The sequence below is a fragment of the Nocardia cyriacigeorgica genome (assembly GCF_010868145.1).
Taxonomy (GTDB): Bacteria; Actinomycetota; Actinomycetes; order Mycobacteriales; family Mycobacteriaceae; genus Nocardia; species Nocardia cyriacigeorgica_D.
In genome coordinates this window covers 40,458-56,949 of sequence record NZ_JAAGUY010000018.1, presented here as the reverse complement: position 1 = coordinate 56,949, position 16,492 = coordinate 40,458, and the positions used below count along the sequence as shown (strand labels likewise).

The 16,492-nt window shown below is 67.9% G+C and carries 12 protein-coding genes; 11 read left to right on the top strand and 1 reads right to left on the bottom strand.

Translation table 11 applies throughout. The features are described from left to right. Positions 1-55 precede the first annotated feature (55 nt). From pheS to GV792_RS19930, 9 genes are all read left to right on the top strand, one after another. Complete coding sequence (pheS, locus tag GV792_RS19970) at positions 56-1,117, top strand: phenylalanine--tRNA ligase subunit alpha (RefSeq protein ID WP_163825737.1); 1,062 nt, start codon at positions 56-58, stop codon at positions 1,115-1,117. Between the two features lie 30 nt (positions 1,118-1,147). Continuing rightward, on the top strand, positions 1,148-3,649 hold the full coding sequence (pheT, locus tag GV792_RS19965) for a phenylalanine--tRNA ligase subunit beta (RefSeq protein ID WP_163825735.1): 2,502 nt from the start codon (positions 1,148-1,150) through the stop codon (positions 3,647-3,649). A gap of 57 nt (positions 3,650-3,706) precedes the next feature. Next, the gene (locus tag GV792_RS19960) at positions 3,707-4,207 is read left to right on the top strand and encodes a MarR family winged helix-turn-helix transcriptional regulator (protein WP_163825733.1); all 501 of its coding nucleotides are present in this window, start codon (positions 3,707-3,709) and stop codon (positions 4,205-4,207) included. A 127-nt stretch (positions 4,208-4,334) separates the two neighbouring features. Beyond that, on the top strand, positions 4,335-5,105 hold the full coding sequence (locus GV792_RS19955) for an alpha/beta hydrolase (protein ID WP_163825732.1): 771 nt from the start codon (positions 4,335-4,337) through the stop codon (positions 5,103-5,105). 22 nt (positions 5,106-5,127) lie between these two features. Next, positions 5,128-5,625 carry a hypothetical protein gene (locus GV792_RS29110; protein ID WP_175583052.1) on the top strand — a complete coding sequence of 166 codons (498 nt, stop codon included), beginning with the start codon at positions 5,128-5,130 and terminating at the stop codon, positions 5,623-5,625. 46 nt (positions 5,626-5,671) lie between these two features. Then, positions 5,672-6,703 (top strand): hypothetical protein, encoded by a 1,032-nt coding sequence (locus GV792_RS19945; RefSeq protein ID WP_163825730.1) that lies wholly within the window; start codon positions 5,672-5,674, stop codon positions 6,701-6,703. Between the two features lie 120 nt (positions 6,704-6,823). Further along, positions 6,824-7,315, top strand: a complete 492-nt coding sequence (locus GV792_RS19940) for a hypothetical protein (RefSeq protein WP_163825728.1) — start codon at positions 6,824-6,826, stop codon at positions 7,313-7,315. A 252-nt stretch (positions 7,316-7,567) separates the two neighbouring features. After that, positions 7,568-8,470 (top strand): aminoglycoside phosphotransferase family protein, encoded by a 903-nt coding sequence (locus GV792_RS19935; protein WP_163825726.1) that lies wholly within the window; start codon positions 7,568-7,570, stop codon positions 8,468-8,470. 242 nt (positions 8,471-8,712) lie between these two features. Continuing rightward, on the top strand, positions 8,713-9,678 hold the full coding sequence (locus tag GV792_RS19930) for a GlxA family transcriptional regulator (RefSeq protein WP_163825723.1): 966 nt from the start codon (positions 8,713-8,715) through the stop codon (positions 9,676-9,678). Here the strand turns inward: GV792_RS19930 and GV792_RS30375 are convergent, their stop codons facing one another. After that, complete coding sequence (locus tag GV792_RS30375; RefSeq protein ID WP_163825721.1) at positions 9,679-12,771, bottom strand: protein kinase domain-containing protein; 3,093 nt, start codon at positions 12,769-12,771, stop codon at positions 9,679-9,681. Positions 12,772-12,861: 90 nt separating this feature from the next. On the opposite strand from GV792_RS30375, the gene GV792_RS19920 reads away from it, so the two are divergent. Both GV792_RS19920 and ppc read left to right on the top strand, forming a co-directional pair. Continuing rightward, positions 12,862-13,419, top strand: a complete 558-nt coding sequence (locus GV792_RS19920) for a sugar O-acetyltransferase (protein WP_163825719.1) — start codon at positions 12,862-12,864, stop codon at positions 13,417-13,419. A 142-nt stretch (positions 13,420-13,561) separates the two neighbouring features. Beyond that, positions 13,562-16,465, top strand: coding sequence for a phosphoenolpyruvate carboxylase (gene ppc, locus GV792_RS19915; RefSeq protein ID WP_163825717.1), 2,904 nt, complete (start codon positions 13,562-13,564; stop codon positions 16,463-16,465). The last annotated feature ends 27 nt before the right edge of the window (positions 16,466-16,492 follow it).

Sequence of the window (16,492 nt, the reverse complement as noted above, 5' to 3'; positions counted from 1 at the left end):
GGTAAGGAATGGTCCGCACCCGGAGAACCGATCCCCAGGGGAGAGACGAACGATCGTGGGCGACGACAAGAGCGCAGTCGAGCAGAACGCCTCGCTGACCGAGGAGGCATTGGCCGCGGCCGCGGCGGCGGCCGAGAAGGCGTTCGCGGCGGCCGCCGACCTGGATGCGCTCGCGGTCGCCAAGACCGAGCACATCGGCGGCAAGTCGCCCATCGCGCTGGCCCAGCGCGGCCTCGGTGCGCTGCCCAAGACGGAGAAGGCCGACGCCGGTAAGCGGGTCAATGTGGCGCGCACGCGGGTCTCGGAGGCGTTCGAGGCGCGGCGCGCGGCACTGCTCGCCGAACGCGACGCCGCGGTGCTGGTGGCCGAGAGCATCGATGTCACCCTGCCCGCACGCCGTCAGCCGGTCGGCGCCCGGCATCCGATCAGCGTCATCTCCGAGCAGGTCGCCGACGTGTTCGTCGCGATGGGCTGGGAGGTCGCCGAGGGCCCCGAGGTGGAGACCGAGCACTTCAACTTCGACGCGCTCAACTTCTTGCCCGACCATCCGGCGCGCACCATGCAGGACACCTTCCACATCGCACCGGAAGGCTCGCGGCAGGTGCTGCGTACCCACACCTCGCCGGTGCAGGTGCGCTCGATGCTGGAACGCGAACTACCGATCTACGTCGTATGCCCGGGCCGCACCTTCCGCACCGATGAGCTCGACGCCACCCACACCCCGGTCTTCTCGCAGGTCGAGGGTTTGGCGGTGGACAAGGGCCTGACCATGGCGCACCTGCGCGGCACCCTGGACGCGTTCGCGCGCGCTCTGTTCGGTCCGGAGACGCGAACCCGCATGCGTCCCAACTACTTCCCCTTCACCGAACCGTCCGCCGAGGTCGACGTGTGGTTCCCGGACAAGAAGGGCGGCGCGGGCTGGGTCGAATGGGGCGGCTGCGGCATGGTCAACCCCAAGGTGCTCATCGCCAGCGGTATCGACCCCGAGGTGTACAGCGGTTTCGCGTTCGGCATGGGCCTGGAGCGGACCCTGCAGTTCCGCAACGGTATTCCGGATATGCGCGACATCGTCGAGGGCGACGTGCGTTTCACGCTGCCCTTCGGTATCCGGTCCTGACCACCTTCGATCGAGAGAGCGAAACGTCAAGTGCGAGTAGCGCAGTCCTGGCTGACCGACATCATCGCGCGCACCGCCCCCGAGTGGTCGGTGACGCCCGAGGAACTCGACGCCGGCTTCGTCCGGGTCGGGCTCGAGGTCGAGGAGGTCGACACGCTGGAGCGGGTCGGCGGTGATATCGACAAGCCGCTGGTAGTCGGCCGGGTCCTGGAGATCACCGAGCTGACCGAGTTCAAGAAGCCGATCCGCTTCTGCAAGGTCGATGTCGGCAACCCCGAGCCGCAGGAAATCGTCTGCGGTGCACGCAACTTCGAGGTCGGCGATCTGGTGGTCGTCGTGCTGCCCGGTGGTGTGCTGCCCGGTGGTTTCGCGATCGCCTCGCGCAAGACCTACGGCCATGTCTCGCACGGCATGATCTGCTCGGTCGCCGAACTCGGTATCGGCAAGGACCACTCCGGCATCCTGGTGCTCGAGCCCGGTACCGCCGAGCCCGGCGCCGACGCCAATGAGCTCCTCGGCCTCGATGACACCGTCATCGAACTCAACATCACCCCCGACCGCGGCTACTGCTTCTCGGTGCGCGGACTGGCGCGTGAGCTGGCCTGCGGTTTCGATCTCGAATACGCCGATCCGGCGGTGCGCACACTGCCCGACGACGAGGCCGACGCCTGGCCGGTGCGGCTCGAGCCCGCCTCGCAGTGCACCCGTTTCGCGGTGCGCCGGGTCACCGGCATCGATCCGAACGCCGTGAGCCCGTGGTGGCTGCAGCGCAGGCTGCTGCTGTCGGGGGTGCGTCCGATCTCGCCCGCGGTCGACGTCACCAACTACGTGATGCTCGAACTCGGCCAGCCGCTGCACGCTTTCGACGCCGCCAAGCTGAGCGGCGGCTTGGTGGTGCGCCCGGCGAATGCGGGGGAGACCCTGCGCACCCTCGACGAGACCGAGCGCGTGCTCGACGCCGAAGATGTGGTGATCGCCGACGATTCCGGTGTGGTTTCGCTGGCCGGTGTGATGGGCGGCGCCAGCACCGAGGTCTCCGCGGAGAGCACCGATATCGTGCTCGAGGCCGCGACCTGGAATCCGCTGCTGGTCTATCGGACCGCGCGCAGGCACAAGCTGGTGTCGGAGGCGAGCAAGCGGTACGAGCGTGTGGTCGATCCGGAGATCAATGTCGCCGCGCTCGACCGCGCCGCCACGCTGCTTGCCGAAATCGCCGGTGGCACCATCGAATCCGCGCTCACCGACGTACGGGTGCCGCTGCCCGCGACCGAGCCGATCCACATGGACATCGACCTGGCCGACCGGGTGGCGGGCGTGATCTACCCGACCGGCACCTCCGCGCGCAGGCTGGCCCAGATCGGTTGCACCGTCGAGGTCGACGTCCCCGAGACCGGTCACGGACAGCTCGTGGTCACCCCGCCGAGCTGGCGGCCGGATCTGGCCCAGCCCGCCGACCTGGTGGAGGAGGTGCTGCGGCTGGAGGGGCTCGAGCAGATCCCGTCGGTACTGCCCACCGCACCCGCCGGACGTGGCCTCACTCCCACCCAGCGGCGTCATCGTGCGGTGAGCCGGGCGCTGGCGTTCGCGGGCTGTGCCGAGGTGCCGCCGCCGGTGTTCCTGCCGACGGGCGTCTTCGACATCTGGGGCCTGGACGCCGACGACCCGCGCCGCACCACCACACGGGTCCTCAACCCGCTCGACGTCGAGCGGCCGGAGCTGGCTACGACGCTGCTGCCCGGTGTGCTCGAGGTCGCCGCGCGAAACATCTCCCGTGGCGCGAAGGATCTGGCCATCTACGGCGTCGCGCAGGTCGTGCTGCCGGGGCCGGACACTCGTTCGGTCGATCCGCTGCCGGTCGATCGGCGCCCCACCGCCGACGAGGTGGCGGAGCTGCTGGCATCACTGCCCGAGCAGCCGGTTCACGTCGCGGCCGTGCTGAGCGGGCGCCGTGAGCCGCGTGGCCCGTGGGGCGATGGCCGTCCGGCCGAGGCCGCCGATGCGTTCGCGCTGGCCGATGCCGTCGCCGATGCGGCGGGCGTGGTCATCGAGCGCCGGGCCGGTGCCTATCTGCCGTGGCATCCGGGTCGCTGCGCTGAGCTGGTTGTCGAGGGTGTCGTGGTCGGTCATGCCGGTGAACTGCATCCGGCGGTGCTGGAACGTTCCGGGCTGCCGCCGCGCACCTGTGCCGTCGAGCTGAATCTGGATGCGCTGCCGTTGCGGGAGGATCGTCCGGTGCCGGTGGTCTCGCCGTTCCCTGCGGTGCTACAGGACGTCTCGGTCAGCGTGGAGAAGACCGTCGCGGCCGCGCAGGTGGAGTCCGCTCTGCGTACCGGTGGCGGTGAACTACTCGAGGACATCGCGCTGTTCGACGTGTACGAGGGCACCCAGGCCGGTGAGGGCCGCAAGTCCCTCACCTACGCGCTGCGCTTCCGGGCTCCGGATCGCACGCTGACCGAAGACGAGGCGAGTGCGGCGCGCGATGCGGCTGTTTCGGCCGCCTCCGACGCTGTCGGCGCGGTGTTGCGCGGCTGACCCGCGCTCGCACTGGGGACCGCAGCGAGGCCCGCACGGTGCCGACCGAAGGAAGAAATGGTCAAACGCGTTACCAATCCGTTGCGTGATCGCCCTGCTCCGCTGGGAAACCTGCTGTCCGCGGCTGCGCGTGCGCTCGCCGCGGAATTGGACGCGGGTATCGCGGCTGCGGGGTTCGAACAGGTTCGCGCCGCACACGCGCCGGTATTCCAGGTGATCGACCCGGACGGGACCCGGCTGACGGTACTCGCCGAGCGTGCGGGCATGACCAAACAGGCGATGGGGGAGCTGGTTCGGCACCTCGAGCAGCACCGCTATCTGACCGTTGACATCGATCCGCAGGACAAACGCGCCCGCCTGGTGCGCCTGACCACCCGCGGCTGGGCGGTGGTCGACGCCGGTGTCGCGGTTGTCGAGGACTTCGACCGTCACCTCGATGCGGTGGTCGGCCCCGGCGAGGTCGGCCGTCTCCGCGAGATCCTGCTTCGTGTCATCGCGGGTGCGGGGGCGAATTACACGGCCGGAGGCGGGAATTCGACGGTCATGCGGGTCGACTGAGTGTCGATCGACGTGGCCGCGTCGAGACCCCAGGTGCCGACGTGATCGCGCTGAGGCCGCCGACACGCGACGAACTCCCTCGGCCACCCATCGTTCGAGGTGGCGTCAGGTGCGGTAGGAACTAGATATGCGACACCCCGCGACTCCTGTGCTCAACGCACTCGCATTCCAGCCGCACCCTCGGCGCATCGAGCAGACGCCGGCGCTGGTCGGGCTCGACTACGCGGAACTCTCTATCCCGACCGCGGACGGCGAGACTCTGCACGGCTGGTGGGTGCGGGCGCCGCGGTCGGTGGGGCATGTCCTGTTCGCGCACGGCAACGGTGGCAATATCGGGGACCGGGTGCCGATCTTCGCGCTGTTGGCCGAGGCGGGTTTCGATGTGCTCGCCTTCGACTATCGCGGATACGGCCGCAGTAGCGGGCGCCCGAGCGAACGCGGCACCGAGCTCGATGCGCGGGCAGCGCGCGCGATATTGCTCGAGCAGCCGGGCGTCGACCCCGAGCGGGTGCTGTACCTGGGGAAATCGCTGGGCGGCGCGGTCATGCTCGAACTCGCGCTCGCGCATCCACCGGCGGGGCTGATCCTCATGTCGACCTTCACCGGTATGCGCGAGGCCGCGCGCTCGGTGTATCCGTTCCTGCCTGCCCCACTCATCCCGGACGCGTACCCGAGTCTGCGCCGCATCCCCGAGCTGCGCGTGCCGGTGCTGCTCATGCACGGTGACCAGGACGAACTGCTGCCGTTGGAGCACGCACGCCGTCTCTATGCGGCGGCGCCGGATCCCAAGAAACTGGTGGTGTACCCGGGCGCGGGTCATAACGACATCATTGCGCTGGCCGGTGGGCTGTGGATCGACACCGTGACGACGTGGGCGCGCGAGGTCTGCCCGATCTGAACGGCGCCAGTAGCCTGGCGGTATGAGCGAGTTCACCGAGATATCGGAGCGGTTGGCCCAGCTGTCGGACGCAGATCTGCTCGCCGTGATCCGTACTGCGTCCGCGGGCCGGGCAGCGCTGGCCCCCGTACACGAAGCGGCCGCGAACATGCCCGCCGAGACCGGTCATGTGCACAAGCATTCTGATGTGTCTCCTGTCACCGAGTTCGATGCGACGCATGACTCGGCGCCGATCGTCGCGCCATCGGGCCAGGTCGGAGCCGTATCCTCGGTACCGCCGGTACCGGGTTCGGCGGCCTTGCCGGAGACGGGTGGATATTCCGCAGGCGGTGTACCTACTTTTGAGTCAGTTCGGGATAAAGTCGAGCAGCGCTACGGCACCGCGCAGGGGATGGGCGAGCTCGATCGGCAGACCCCGGCGGGTCGCAGCGCCGACGAACAGTGGCAGGCGCGGGAAGAGGCCGCGCGCGAGCGCCTGGACCAGATCCGGAAATCGTTGCGCGACAACGACGACGAGTAACCCGATCCGTGGTCTGGCCGGTGCCGGACAACGATGGGTGGACCAGATGACCGAGCCGCGCGACATTGCCGAACGGCTGCTCGACGCTCAGGTGGAATTCCTGCTCGGCGAGGTGAGCGGCGACCGATTCACCGAGGTTGTCGCCCGTGATGTAGCGGCGGTGCTCGAGGTCGCCGACACCATCGTCTTCCGTGATGTGGTGTCGATCGAACAGGCCGAGGAGACGGTGTCCACCGTCATCGACCTCATCGGGGGCAGCCCGGTGATCGCCGATATGGTCGGCGTCTTCGCCGATGCCATCTACGACAACATCGCGGCCAGCCACGACTACACCCTCGGCCAGGTCGTCGAGCGGGAGCCGGTGGAGGCGCTGCTGGAGAAGATCTTCGCCATGCATCAGGCTCAGGAACGCATCCTGGACCGGTTGACCGAAAGCCCGCTGGTCGCCACGGTCGCCTCGAAGTTCGTCGACAAGCTGATCAACGATTTCATGCAGGCCAATCGCGAACGCGCCGAGAAGATCCCGGGTGTGTCCTCACTGATGTCGTTGGGTCAGTCGGCCGCCAATCGCGCCAAGAAGGCGGCCGCTGACAACACCTTCATCGGCGATATGGCGGGCAAGGGTGCGCTGTTCGCGCTGCGCCGCACCAACAACGCCATCCGTGAAATGCTGCGCGACGCCCCCGTCCACGGCGCCGCCATGGAGTTCTGGGACCTGCACGCCGACGAACCCGTCAGCGGCCTTCGTGACTACCTCACTCAGCAGGACCTGCGCGAACTGGTCCTCATCTGCTACGAGATCGCCATCACCACTCGGGAGAAGGAGTACTTCGGCCTACTCGTCGACGAATGCGTCCAGGTCTTCTTCACCAAGTACGGCGACTACACCCTTGGCGCCATGCTGCCCGAACTCGGCCTCACCGCCGAGGACATCAGCACCGAAATCCTGCGTTACGGTCCTGCGGTGATCGAATCGGCCAAGAAGAACGGGATACTCGCAGGGCTGATCCGGGAGCGGCTGGAACCGTTCTACCTGTCGGACGAGGTACTCGGGATTCTGGGCGGCGCCGCGAGCTGAATCGGCCGGCCGATGGCGAGTTTCTAGACCATGCCCAGGTCCGGCTGCCCATTCCAGGTCACGCCTCCCAGGATCTGGACACACCGTTACCAGGACGCGGTCTCACTGACCGACGCCACCATGAGCCTGCCAACCACCGACACCCAGATGGTCGACTACCGATACCTGCGAGCCTCTCAGGCATACGCGTACGCGGGAGGCCTGGCGAGTCATCGAGCAGATCTCCGCCAGCATCCAGAGCCCACCACGCTGGACGTCTCGTATGCCTACTACATGTCCGGCTGGCTTACCGGGCTGCTCAGCTCGAAGTCGCTGGAGGTGGCCGGTGAGCCGCAGGTGGCTGTGGAAACCATCGAGTCGACGATCGCGCGTGTGCCCGACACCGACGCCCGAGACAAGGCGCTCGCACATCTGCACTTGGCGAAGCTCATCGCGCCGTCCGATATCGAGCGGGCATGCGCCGCTGCTACCCAGGCCCTCGACCTGGCGCGGGTGAACACCTCACCGCGGTTGCGTGCGGTCTACGCCGAGACCCGCGCGACACTGCAACCGTGGGCGAAGTCTGTGCCGGTCCGGGAGCTGGATCGAGCCGCCGAAACCGTGATCGTCTGACCTGTCCAAGGGAACGAGCAAGGGAACAGGCCGGTCGAAAACCACACTGACCTGAGCCGACCCGAGCATGCTTGCAGATCTGGGTTCTGCACGCCGACGAACCGTCAGCGGCCTCCGCGACTACCTCACCGAGCAGAACGCGCGCGAATTGGTCCTCACCTGCTGGGAAATCGCCGTGACCATCCGCAAAGGAGCATTTCGGCCTGCTCGTCGACTGTGGCGTGGATCCGCGGACCGCGTAGGGTCGACCCGGTGATCGTCATCCCGGAGGGCTTTGCACGTGAGATTACCTGCAGAGAAGGGGAATCCGGTAGGCAGTGGCTCGACACGCTACCGGTGCTGGTCGATGAATTGATGCGGCGCTGGTCGTGTGTGCCGGACGGGCAGGTAATGCACGGCCGGGTGGGCGTGGTGGTTCCGGTGCGGCGACGAGATCTGCCGCCGCTGGTGCTGAAGGTGTCGTTTCCGCACCCGGGCAATGTGTTCGAGCCCGACGCGTACGCCGCCTGGGACGGGCGCGGGGCGGTGCGGTTGTTCGAAGGTGACGACGAGCGGTTCGCGATGCTGTTGGAGCGGACCGGTTCCGGCACGCTCGCCGGTATCGAGGACTTCGACGCCGCCGTGGCCGCACTCGGGCAGGTGTCGCGCCGGTTGGCGATCCCGGCGCCGGCGGGTCTTCCTCGACTTGCGGACATCACCGCCGAGTGGATCGACGAAATAACGGACACCGCTGCGGAATTCGGCAATCCACTGCCGCCGCATGTCCTCGAAGCCGCGCTCGCGACCTTGCGGGAACTCGGCCCGGATCAGCCCGACACCCTCGTCCACGGCGACCTACACGATTCGAATGTGCTGATCGGGGAGCGTGAACCCTGGCTCGCGATCGACCCGAAGGGCTACGTCGGTGACCCCGCCTACGACACCTTCACGGTGATCCGCAGCCTCCGCTTCGCGCATCTGTTGTTCGCGCCCGACGCGGCCTCCGAGCTATTGCGTGGGCTCGACCTCTTCTGCGACGCCGCGGGGATCGATCGTGCTCGGGGTAGGCGGTGGGCGCAGGTCCGTGCGGTCAAATCCACGCTGTGGGGGCGACGCCACGGAGAAGAAAGGTGGTTGATCGATGTGACCGACCAGCTGGCGGACATCCTCAGCTAGGCGAGTTCATCCGGCCGTCGCGCGCGGGATGGCCGGGTGGGACCGGCATGCCGTGCCGGATGCGCGAGGATGCGTCCACACCCCCGGCGACCTGGCGGAAGAAGGCCCTGAGGGAGATGCCGACTCGGCGGATTCTGGTGGAGTTCGGATGCGATGTGGAAGCGGACATGGCTCAACGATCGCAGTCGACGGCCGCCGAGGGGAGTGGCAGAATCGACAGAAAGTGATTGGATTTTGCCACCATGGCCGACCCCGCCGCTTCTCCGCATCGACCCTCCATCACGGTCCCGCTCGTCGACGGAATGACGTTGTTCGAAATCGGTATGCCGCTGGAGGCACTCGGCTACGACTGGGATCCGGGCGCGCCACCGCTCTACGACGTGACCCTGTGCGGTGACCTGCGCGGCGTCCGCACCCACACCGGCGCCCGGCTGCACCCACAGCGGCCATTGCGCGCGCTGTCGACCGGTGACACGGTGCTGGTTCCGGCCGTGCCGCCGGGGCGTTCGGTCGGTGCGTCGCTGGTGCGGGAACTGCGCCGGGCCGCCGCACGCGGTGCCCGGATAGCCGCCCTGTGTACCGGCGCCTTCGCGCTCGCCGAGGCCGGGTTGCTCGACGGCCGCCGCGCCACCACGCATTGGCGGCATGCGCAGCTGCTCCAGCGGATGTACCCGGCGGTCGAGGTGGACGCTCGCGCCATCTACCTCGAGGATGATGGGGTCTTCACCAGCGCAGGTTCAGCAGCCGGGCTCGACCTGTGTCTGCACCTGATCCGCCAGGATCATGGTGAGCGGGCCGCGAACACCATCGCCCGCAACCTCGTTGTCGCCGCCCATCGCGATGGTGACCAGGCGCAGTACGTGTACGCGGAACCGCTCGACGATGCTGCCTCCTGGCTCGACGAACTCCGTTCCTGGGTGGGTGGACAGCTGCGCCGGCCGATCACCCTCGCCGAACTCGGCCGGGCAGCCAATGTTTCGCCACGGACGCTGGCTCGCCGGTTCGAGCGAGACATCGGCACCACACCGATGCGATGGGTGGCGAGCGAACGGATCGCGGCGGCGCGGGAACTGCTCGAAACGACCGACCATCCGGTCGAACGGATCGCCTTCGAGGTCGGCTTCGGATCTCCGGTCACCTTCCGCGCGGTGTTCACGCAGGAGGTCGGGATCTCACCGCGGCAGTACCGGACCAGGTTCGCGGCGTAGTCAGCGGCTCATCACCAACACCTCCGATTCGTTGGCCACGTAGACGGTGTGCGTGGTGGTGTCCACGGTGATCTCATCGGCGCTGCCGACGAAGTCGATCGAGCCGATCTGGGTTCGCTTCTGCGTATCGATCACCTGAACATCGTGGTAGTTGGCGATGTATATGGTGTGGTCGCCCGGGTCGATGACGATATCGAGTGCATTGCCGTCGGCAATGAGGGTGTCGAGTACCGCGCGAGTGCTCGGGTCGATGATCGAGAGCGTCCGGTCCTGAGTGGTGTCCGCGCCGTATGCCGTCACATACACGGTGTGGGTGGCCGGATCGACCGCCAGGTCGAGGGGATTCGGGGACTCGTAGGTGGCGGCGGGCAGGTGCCCGGTGACCACGTTGGTCGTGGTGTCGATCATCATCAGGTCCTGGTCCGCACTCACATAGAGGGTGTCGGCGCCCGGATCGAGGGCGGCTTTCCCCGTCGAGTAATCGACGGGGATCGTGGCGGTCACCGTGCGGGTGCCGGTGTCGACGACCGTCACGTCGGAGCCGCCGATGACATAGATCGTCGGAGAGTCGGGGTCGATGATCACCGACTCCGGGCCGTAGCCGACCGGGATCGTGGCGACGGCGTCGCGCGTTCCGGTGTCGATCATTATCACGGTCCGCTCTTCTCGGTCGGTCACGTAGAGCGTGTTCCGACCCGGGTCGATCGTCACGCCCCCGGGTTCCGGACCAGCGGGGATCGTCCCGACGATCGTGTTCGTCTCGGTGTCGATCACCGAGACCGGTTCGCCCGCGCGGCCGGTGACGTAGGCCGTGCGGTTGATGGGATCCACGGCGATGTCGTGTGCTCCGGAGGGCACCACGATGGTGCCGGTGATCGTGGGTACGCGTGCTTCGCCGGATCGCGACTCGGCCCGCGTGACGGCCACGGCCACGCCCACGACCGCCACCACGGCGAGGACCGCCGCGCCGGCCACCATCTCGGGGCGGTTCCGGTTCGTGTGAGAAATCCCGGAACTCGGTGCCGGCAAGCGGGTCTCGGCACGCTCGGTGCTGGCCAGTCGCGGGTCGACCTCGCTGGCAGCATGATTCGGCGGCGCGTGCCGGACATCGGTGCCGCGCCCACCCAGCGGCAGCATCGCGTCGGCGATCGCGCCCCGAACAACGATCGAGCCGATCATCTTGTCGGCGAGGGTTTGCGCTGTGGCGTCCCAGAGCGGGAACAGGAATCCGAGGTAGCACGGCAGGGCGTCGACGATGTGCGCCAGCTGCCGTCCGATCGAAGTCCCGACTCCGAGCGGCAGGCCTGTGTGTATCCCGACCACCGAGATGCCGACGATCTTCTTCCCCCACGTCTGGCCGGTAGTGCCTTGGCGGAAGCCGACATTCCAGACCAGGTACGCCAGTGCCGCGGCGTAACACAGCGTCATTACCGCGATACCGCCCCCGGAACTCCCGCCGGAGGGATTGCTTGCCGAGGGCGCCGTGCTCGTCGCCTTCATGATGACCATGCCGAGACCCGCGAGCATTCCTGCGGGCAGGCCGTCCAGCAGCGCCGCCCCGAAGCGTGCACCCCATGACGCGTACTGCGTCGTGCCGTCGGCGAGACCACCGGGTCCAGCTACAGCGCGCCGCCGAGGACCGTGAGCGGCGGCCCCGCCGCCCATCAGCACCGCCAGGATCACGAAAACGATCATCAGACCCAGCGCGCGACTGACGCCGAACGCTTCAATTCCCCTGATGACGTCGGATTCCCAGTCACCGAGCGACATGGGAAGCCACGCCACCAACATCACGCACGCATACGCGATCACCAGCGAACGTCGACGCAGGATCAGTACAACGATCGCCAGCACAACGGCCGACACCAGCGACAGGACCGGCAGCCAGTATTCGGCAAAGGTGGTCGCGTGCTGGTTGTCATAGCTGGAAGCGGCCGCGACCAGCCGCAGCAGCGCCAAGCCACAGACCACCGCAAGACAGGCGGCGGCGAGCCCGCCGATGCCCTGGTCCCGATCTTGCTCCGGTGCCGACGACCCGTGCGATGCCAGGACGGTGGGCGGAGCCGACGACCACGTAGGTGTCGGTGACACACCCGGTGCCGGCGCCGACAACGGGGCCGGAGCCGCCACCGTGGCGATATTCGCGCTGGCCGGGTACCCGCCGCCCGGATCGTGGTGTGTGGCGCCGAGTGCGCGCCGGGCTGCGGCCGCGAATTCACCAGCGCGGGCGTATCGCTCGTCGGGTCGCTTGGCCATGCCACGGGCGATCACATCGTCGAATGCGACGGCGGCTCCGTCTCGGCCGAGGCTTGGACGTGGTGGTGCACTGGTGAGATGCGCGGCGATCTGTTCCGGCACGCTGGTTCCGGGAAACGGCCGGGTACCGGTGAGACATTCATAGAGCACGCAAGCCAGCGAATACACGTCGGCGCTCGCATCGGACGGTTGGCCGGGAGTGAATCGTTCCGGCGCCATATACGCGAACGTGCCGAGGGTGGTGCCGACGCTCGTCATCGCGGTATCGGCGTCATTGCGGGCGATTCCGAAGTCGATCAGGTAGGCGAAGTCCCGGTCGCCGAGCAGGATGTTGGAGGGTTTGACGTCGCGGTGCACCAGTCCGGCGGCGTGCGCGGCGTCGAGTGCGGCGGCGACCTGCTCGATGATGTGCACGGCGCGCGCGGGCGGCATCGGGCCCTCGCGGGTGAGGACGGCGTTCAGATCGACACCATCGATCAACCGCATGTCGAGGAACAGATGCCCGTCGATCTCGCCGTAGTCATGGATCGGCACGATATGCGGTTCGGTCAGCCGCGCCGCGGCATGCGCTTCGCGCCGGAATCGCTCGCGGAACTCGTGGTTGTTCGCGGTGCCTTCGGGCAGCACCTTCAACGCGACCGTCCGATCGGTCACCGTGTCGAACGCTTCGTATACCCGCCCCATCCCGCCTTCGCCGATGATTCGACCCAAGCGGTAGCGACCGAATGCCACCCCGTCCACCATGTCGCCCTCCCGATGCGTGCCAGGCCACCTTTGCCCGCAGCCGACGTGCAGCAGGATATCGAATGACGGCGCGGCGTCCAGAGGATGCGCCACTCCCGTAAGGGGCGCTCGCCCGAGTCGGCCGGGTGGGGTAGGGAATCGGGTGCGGGTCTGCCCGCTCGCCCACCGGCTACCGTGGGGCGAATGGGTGAGCACAAGCAACGAATGCTGGCCGGGGAGCTCTACCGGGACAACGATCCCGAACTGGTGGCCGAACGGCGGCGGGCGCAGGCACTCTGCGACGAATTCAACCGCACCGGACCCGAGGAAACCGATCGGCGTGACGCGGTGCTTCGGCAGCTGCTCGGCAAGCTGGGGGAGGGTTCCTGGGTCATGCCCCGGTTCCAGTGCGACTACGGCTACCTCATCGAGATCGGCACCAACAGTTTCCTGAACTACGACGCGATCCTGCTGGATTGCGCGCCCATCACGATCGGCGACGACGTCTCGATCGGTCCGCGCTGCCAGCTGCTGACAGCACTGCACCCGATGGAGGACCACGAACGGCGCAGGCAGCGATGGGAGTCGGCGGCGCCCATCGTCATCGGCGACAACGTGTGGTTCGGCGGCGGGGTGATCGTGTGCCCGGGCGTGACAGTCGGCAACGACACGGTGGTCGGCGCGGGTAGCGTCGTCACTCGGGATCTGCCGGCCCGGGTGTTCGCGGCGGGTAACCCCGCGCGGGTCATCCGGGAACTCTGAGGACCCCGGCGGCGCCGGGCATGAGCGCCGTCCGATGGGCTGCGGTGACGGGCGCGCGAGCACCCACGGCACCTACTCGACCCGCCGAACCCGCCACACGACCGAGCAGATGTTCGGCAACGTCCGGCAGTAATGTCGGGACATGACCGAACCGCGGATCGAGAGCGAGCAGGACGCGACCCGGCCGCTACGCGAGGACATCCGGTTCCTCGGTGGCGTACTCGGCGACACTATCCGTGATCACGAAGGTCCGGAGGTGTTCGACCTCATCGAACGGGTTCGTATCGAAGCATTCCGGGTGCGCCGGGAGGAGGTGGGGCGCAGCGCCGTCGCCGATATGCTCGACGCGGTGGATATCGCGGTGGCGTTGCCGCTGATCCGGGCATTCAGCTATTTCGTCTTGCTGGCGAATCTGGCCGAGGATCTCCAACGCGACCGCCGACGCGCCGCGCACGAAGCGGCGGGGGAGCCTCCGCAGGATTCGTCGCTGGCGGCGACCTACCGCAAGCTCGACGCAGCGGCGCTGCCCGGCGCCGAGGTCGCCGACCTGCTCACCGACGCGCTGGTGTCGCCGGTGATCACCGCCCATCCCACCGAAACCCGGCGGCGCACGGTGTTCGACGTGCAAACCCGGATCACCGAGCTGATGCGACGGCGGCAGCACTATCCCGATCGTGAGCGGGCCGCGCTGGAACTGGAGATCCGCCGTCAGGTGCTGACGCTGTGGCGGACCGCGCTGATCCGGTTGGCGCGGTTGCGGATCCAGGACGAGATCGCGGTGGGGCTGCGCTACTACGAGCTCACTCTGTTCGACGTGATCCCGGCGATCAATGCCGAGGTGCGCGCGGCGCTGCGGTCCCGCTGGCCGGACGCCGACCTGCTGCCGCGGCCCATGTTGCGGCCGGGTTCGTGGATCGGCGGCGACCGCGACGGTAACCCGTTCGTCACCGCCGAGGTGGTGCGTACTGCGGCCGGGCAGGCGGCGGGCGTGGCGTTCGGGCGGTACCTGCGCGAGCTGGTCGAGCTGGAGAAGACGCTGTCGCAGTCGGGGCGCCTGGTGCAGGTGAGCGACGCTGTCGCCGAACTGGCAACGGCGGGATACGCGGACCCGGCTACTCACGCCGATGAGCCATACCGCCGTGCGCTGCACCGTGTTCGGGATCGGTTGATCTCCACCGCGGAACGTGCACTCGGGACCGATGTCGGCTCGACCGGTCTCCTCGGACTCGGACTCGGACCCGCGTCCGGAGTCGGCCTCTGGGTGGGATCGGTGACGCGCGCCGCGGCCGTTGGCCCAGCGCATGGAGGTGGGCCGGTTGCCGATGCAGCGGAGATAGGCGGGCAGAAAACATCCGTCAGCGCCGCCCCCGCATACCCCGGCCCCCAATCCCTGCTCGACGATCTCGACGCGATCGACGCGTCCCTGCGCGCGTCCGGCGACGGCCTGCTCGCCGACGACCGCCTGGCTGCACTACGGCACGCCGTCGAAACCTTTGGTTTCCACCTGCAGGGCCTGGATATGCGCCAGAACTCAGAGGTACATGAGCAGGTCGTCGCCGAACTGCTGGCGTGGGCGGGAGTGCACCCGGACTATGCGAGCCTGCCCGAGCACGAGCGTGTCAGGATCCTGTCGGCGGAGCTGAGTACCCGGCGCCCGCTGCTCGGCCCGCACGCGCGGCTGAGTGAGCTCGCCACCAAAGAACTGGGCATCATCCGTGCCGCCGCGGAGGTGGTCGCCACCTTCGGTGAGCCCGCGATCCCGAACTACATCATCAGCATGTGCACCTCGGTCAGTGACATGCTCGAGGCGGCGCTGCTGCTGAAGGAGGGCGGGCTGCTGGATCCGGGCGCATCGGACAGTCCGCCCCGATGCGCGGCCGGGATCGTGCCGTTGTTCGAGACGATCGAGGATCTGGGCGCCGGTGCGGCGACGCTGTCCGCGGCGCTGGAGGTCCCGGTGTACCGGGAGCTGGTGGCGGCCAAGGGGATGCGCCAGGAAGTGATGCTCGGTTACTCCGATTCGAACAAGGACGGCGGCTATCTGGCCGCGAACTGGGCGCTGTACCGGGCCGAACTGGACCTGGTGGAGGTCGCTCGCAAGACCGGAATCCGGTTGCGGTTGTTCCACGGCCGCGGCGGCACCGTCGGCCGCGGCGGCGGCCGCAGCTACGACGCCATCCTCGCCCAGCCCGCGGGCGCGGTGCATGGTTCGCTGCGACTCACCGAACAGGGCGAGGTGATCGCTGCCAAATACGCCGAATCCGGTTCGGCGCACCGCAATCTGGAATCGCTGATCGCCGGGACGCTCGAGTCGACCCTGCTGGATGTGGAAGGCCTCGGTGATGACGCCGAACCGTCCTATCAGCTGATGGACGATCTGGCCGCCCGCGCCCGCGCCGCCTACACCCGGCTGGTGCACGACACCCCGGGTTTCGTCGAATACTTCCGCGAATCCACCCCGGTCGCCGAGGTCGGCGACCTGAATATCGGTAGTAGGCCCGCCTCCCGCAAGCCCACCAACTCTGTCGCCGATCTGCGTGCCATTCCGTGGGTGATGGCGTGGAGCCAGGCGCGGGTGATGCTGCCCGGCTGGTACGGCACCGGCAGTGCGCTCGAGGAATGGATCGACGGTGACCCGCAACGGCTGGCGACCCTGTCCGGTCTGTACCGGCGCTGGCCGTTCTTCCGCACCGTGCTGTCGAATCTGGCGCAGGTGATGGCCAAGAGCGATCTCGAAATCGCTGCCCGCTACGCCGAACTCGTCGAGGACACCGCGTTGCGGGAGCAGATCTTCGGCATGATCGGCGAGGAGCACGCCCGCACCATCCGGATGCACGCCGCCATTACCGGCAACGACCAACTGCTGTCGGACAACCCGTCACTGGCCGAATCCATTCACAACCGCTTCCCGTACCTGGAGCCGCTCAATCAGATGCAGGTGCAGCTGCTGCGCAGGCTGCGTGGTGGGGACGATTCGGAGCTGGTCAAGCGTGGGATTCTGCTCACAATGAATGGCCTGGCGACCGCATTGCGCAACTCGGGCTGACGTCACGCCGATGGACGCGGGCCTGTC

Coding starts and splice junctions, on each gene's coding strand:
- GV792_RS19940 (WP_163825728.1), top strand. CDS start 6,824: ATGAGCCTGCCAACCACCGACACCCAGATGGTCGACTACCGATACCTG.
- GV792_RS19920 (WP_163825719.1), top strand. CDS start 12,862: ATGGGTGAGCACAAGCAACGAATGCTGGCCGGGGAGCTCTACCGGGAC.
- GV792_RS19960 (WP_163825733.1), top strand. CDS start 3,707: ATGGTCAAACGCGTTACCAATCCGTTGCGTGATCGCCCTGCTCCGCTG.
- GV792_RS19945 (WP_163825730.1), top strand. CDS start 5,672: ATGACCGAGCCGCGCGACATTGCCGAACGGCTGCTCGACGCTCAGGTG.
- GV792_RS29110 (WP_175583052.1), top strand. CDS start 5,128: ATGAGCGAGTTCACCGAGATATCGGAGCGGTTGGCCCAGCTGTCGGAC.
- GV792_RS19930 (WP_163825723.1), top strand. CDS start 8,713: ATGGCCGACCCCGCCGCTTCTCCGCATCGACCCTCCATCACGGTCCCG.
- ppc (WP_163825717.1), top strand. CDS start 13,562: ATGACCGAACCGCGGATCGAGAGCGAGCAGGACGCGACCCGGCCGCTA.
- GV792_RS19955 (WP_163825732.1), top strand. CDS start 4,335: ATGCGACACCCCGCGACTCCTGTGCTCAACGCACTCGCATTCCAGCCG.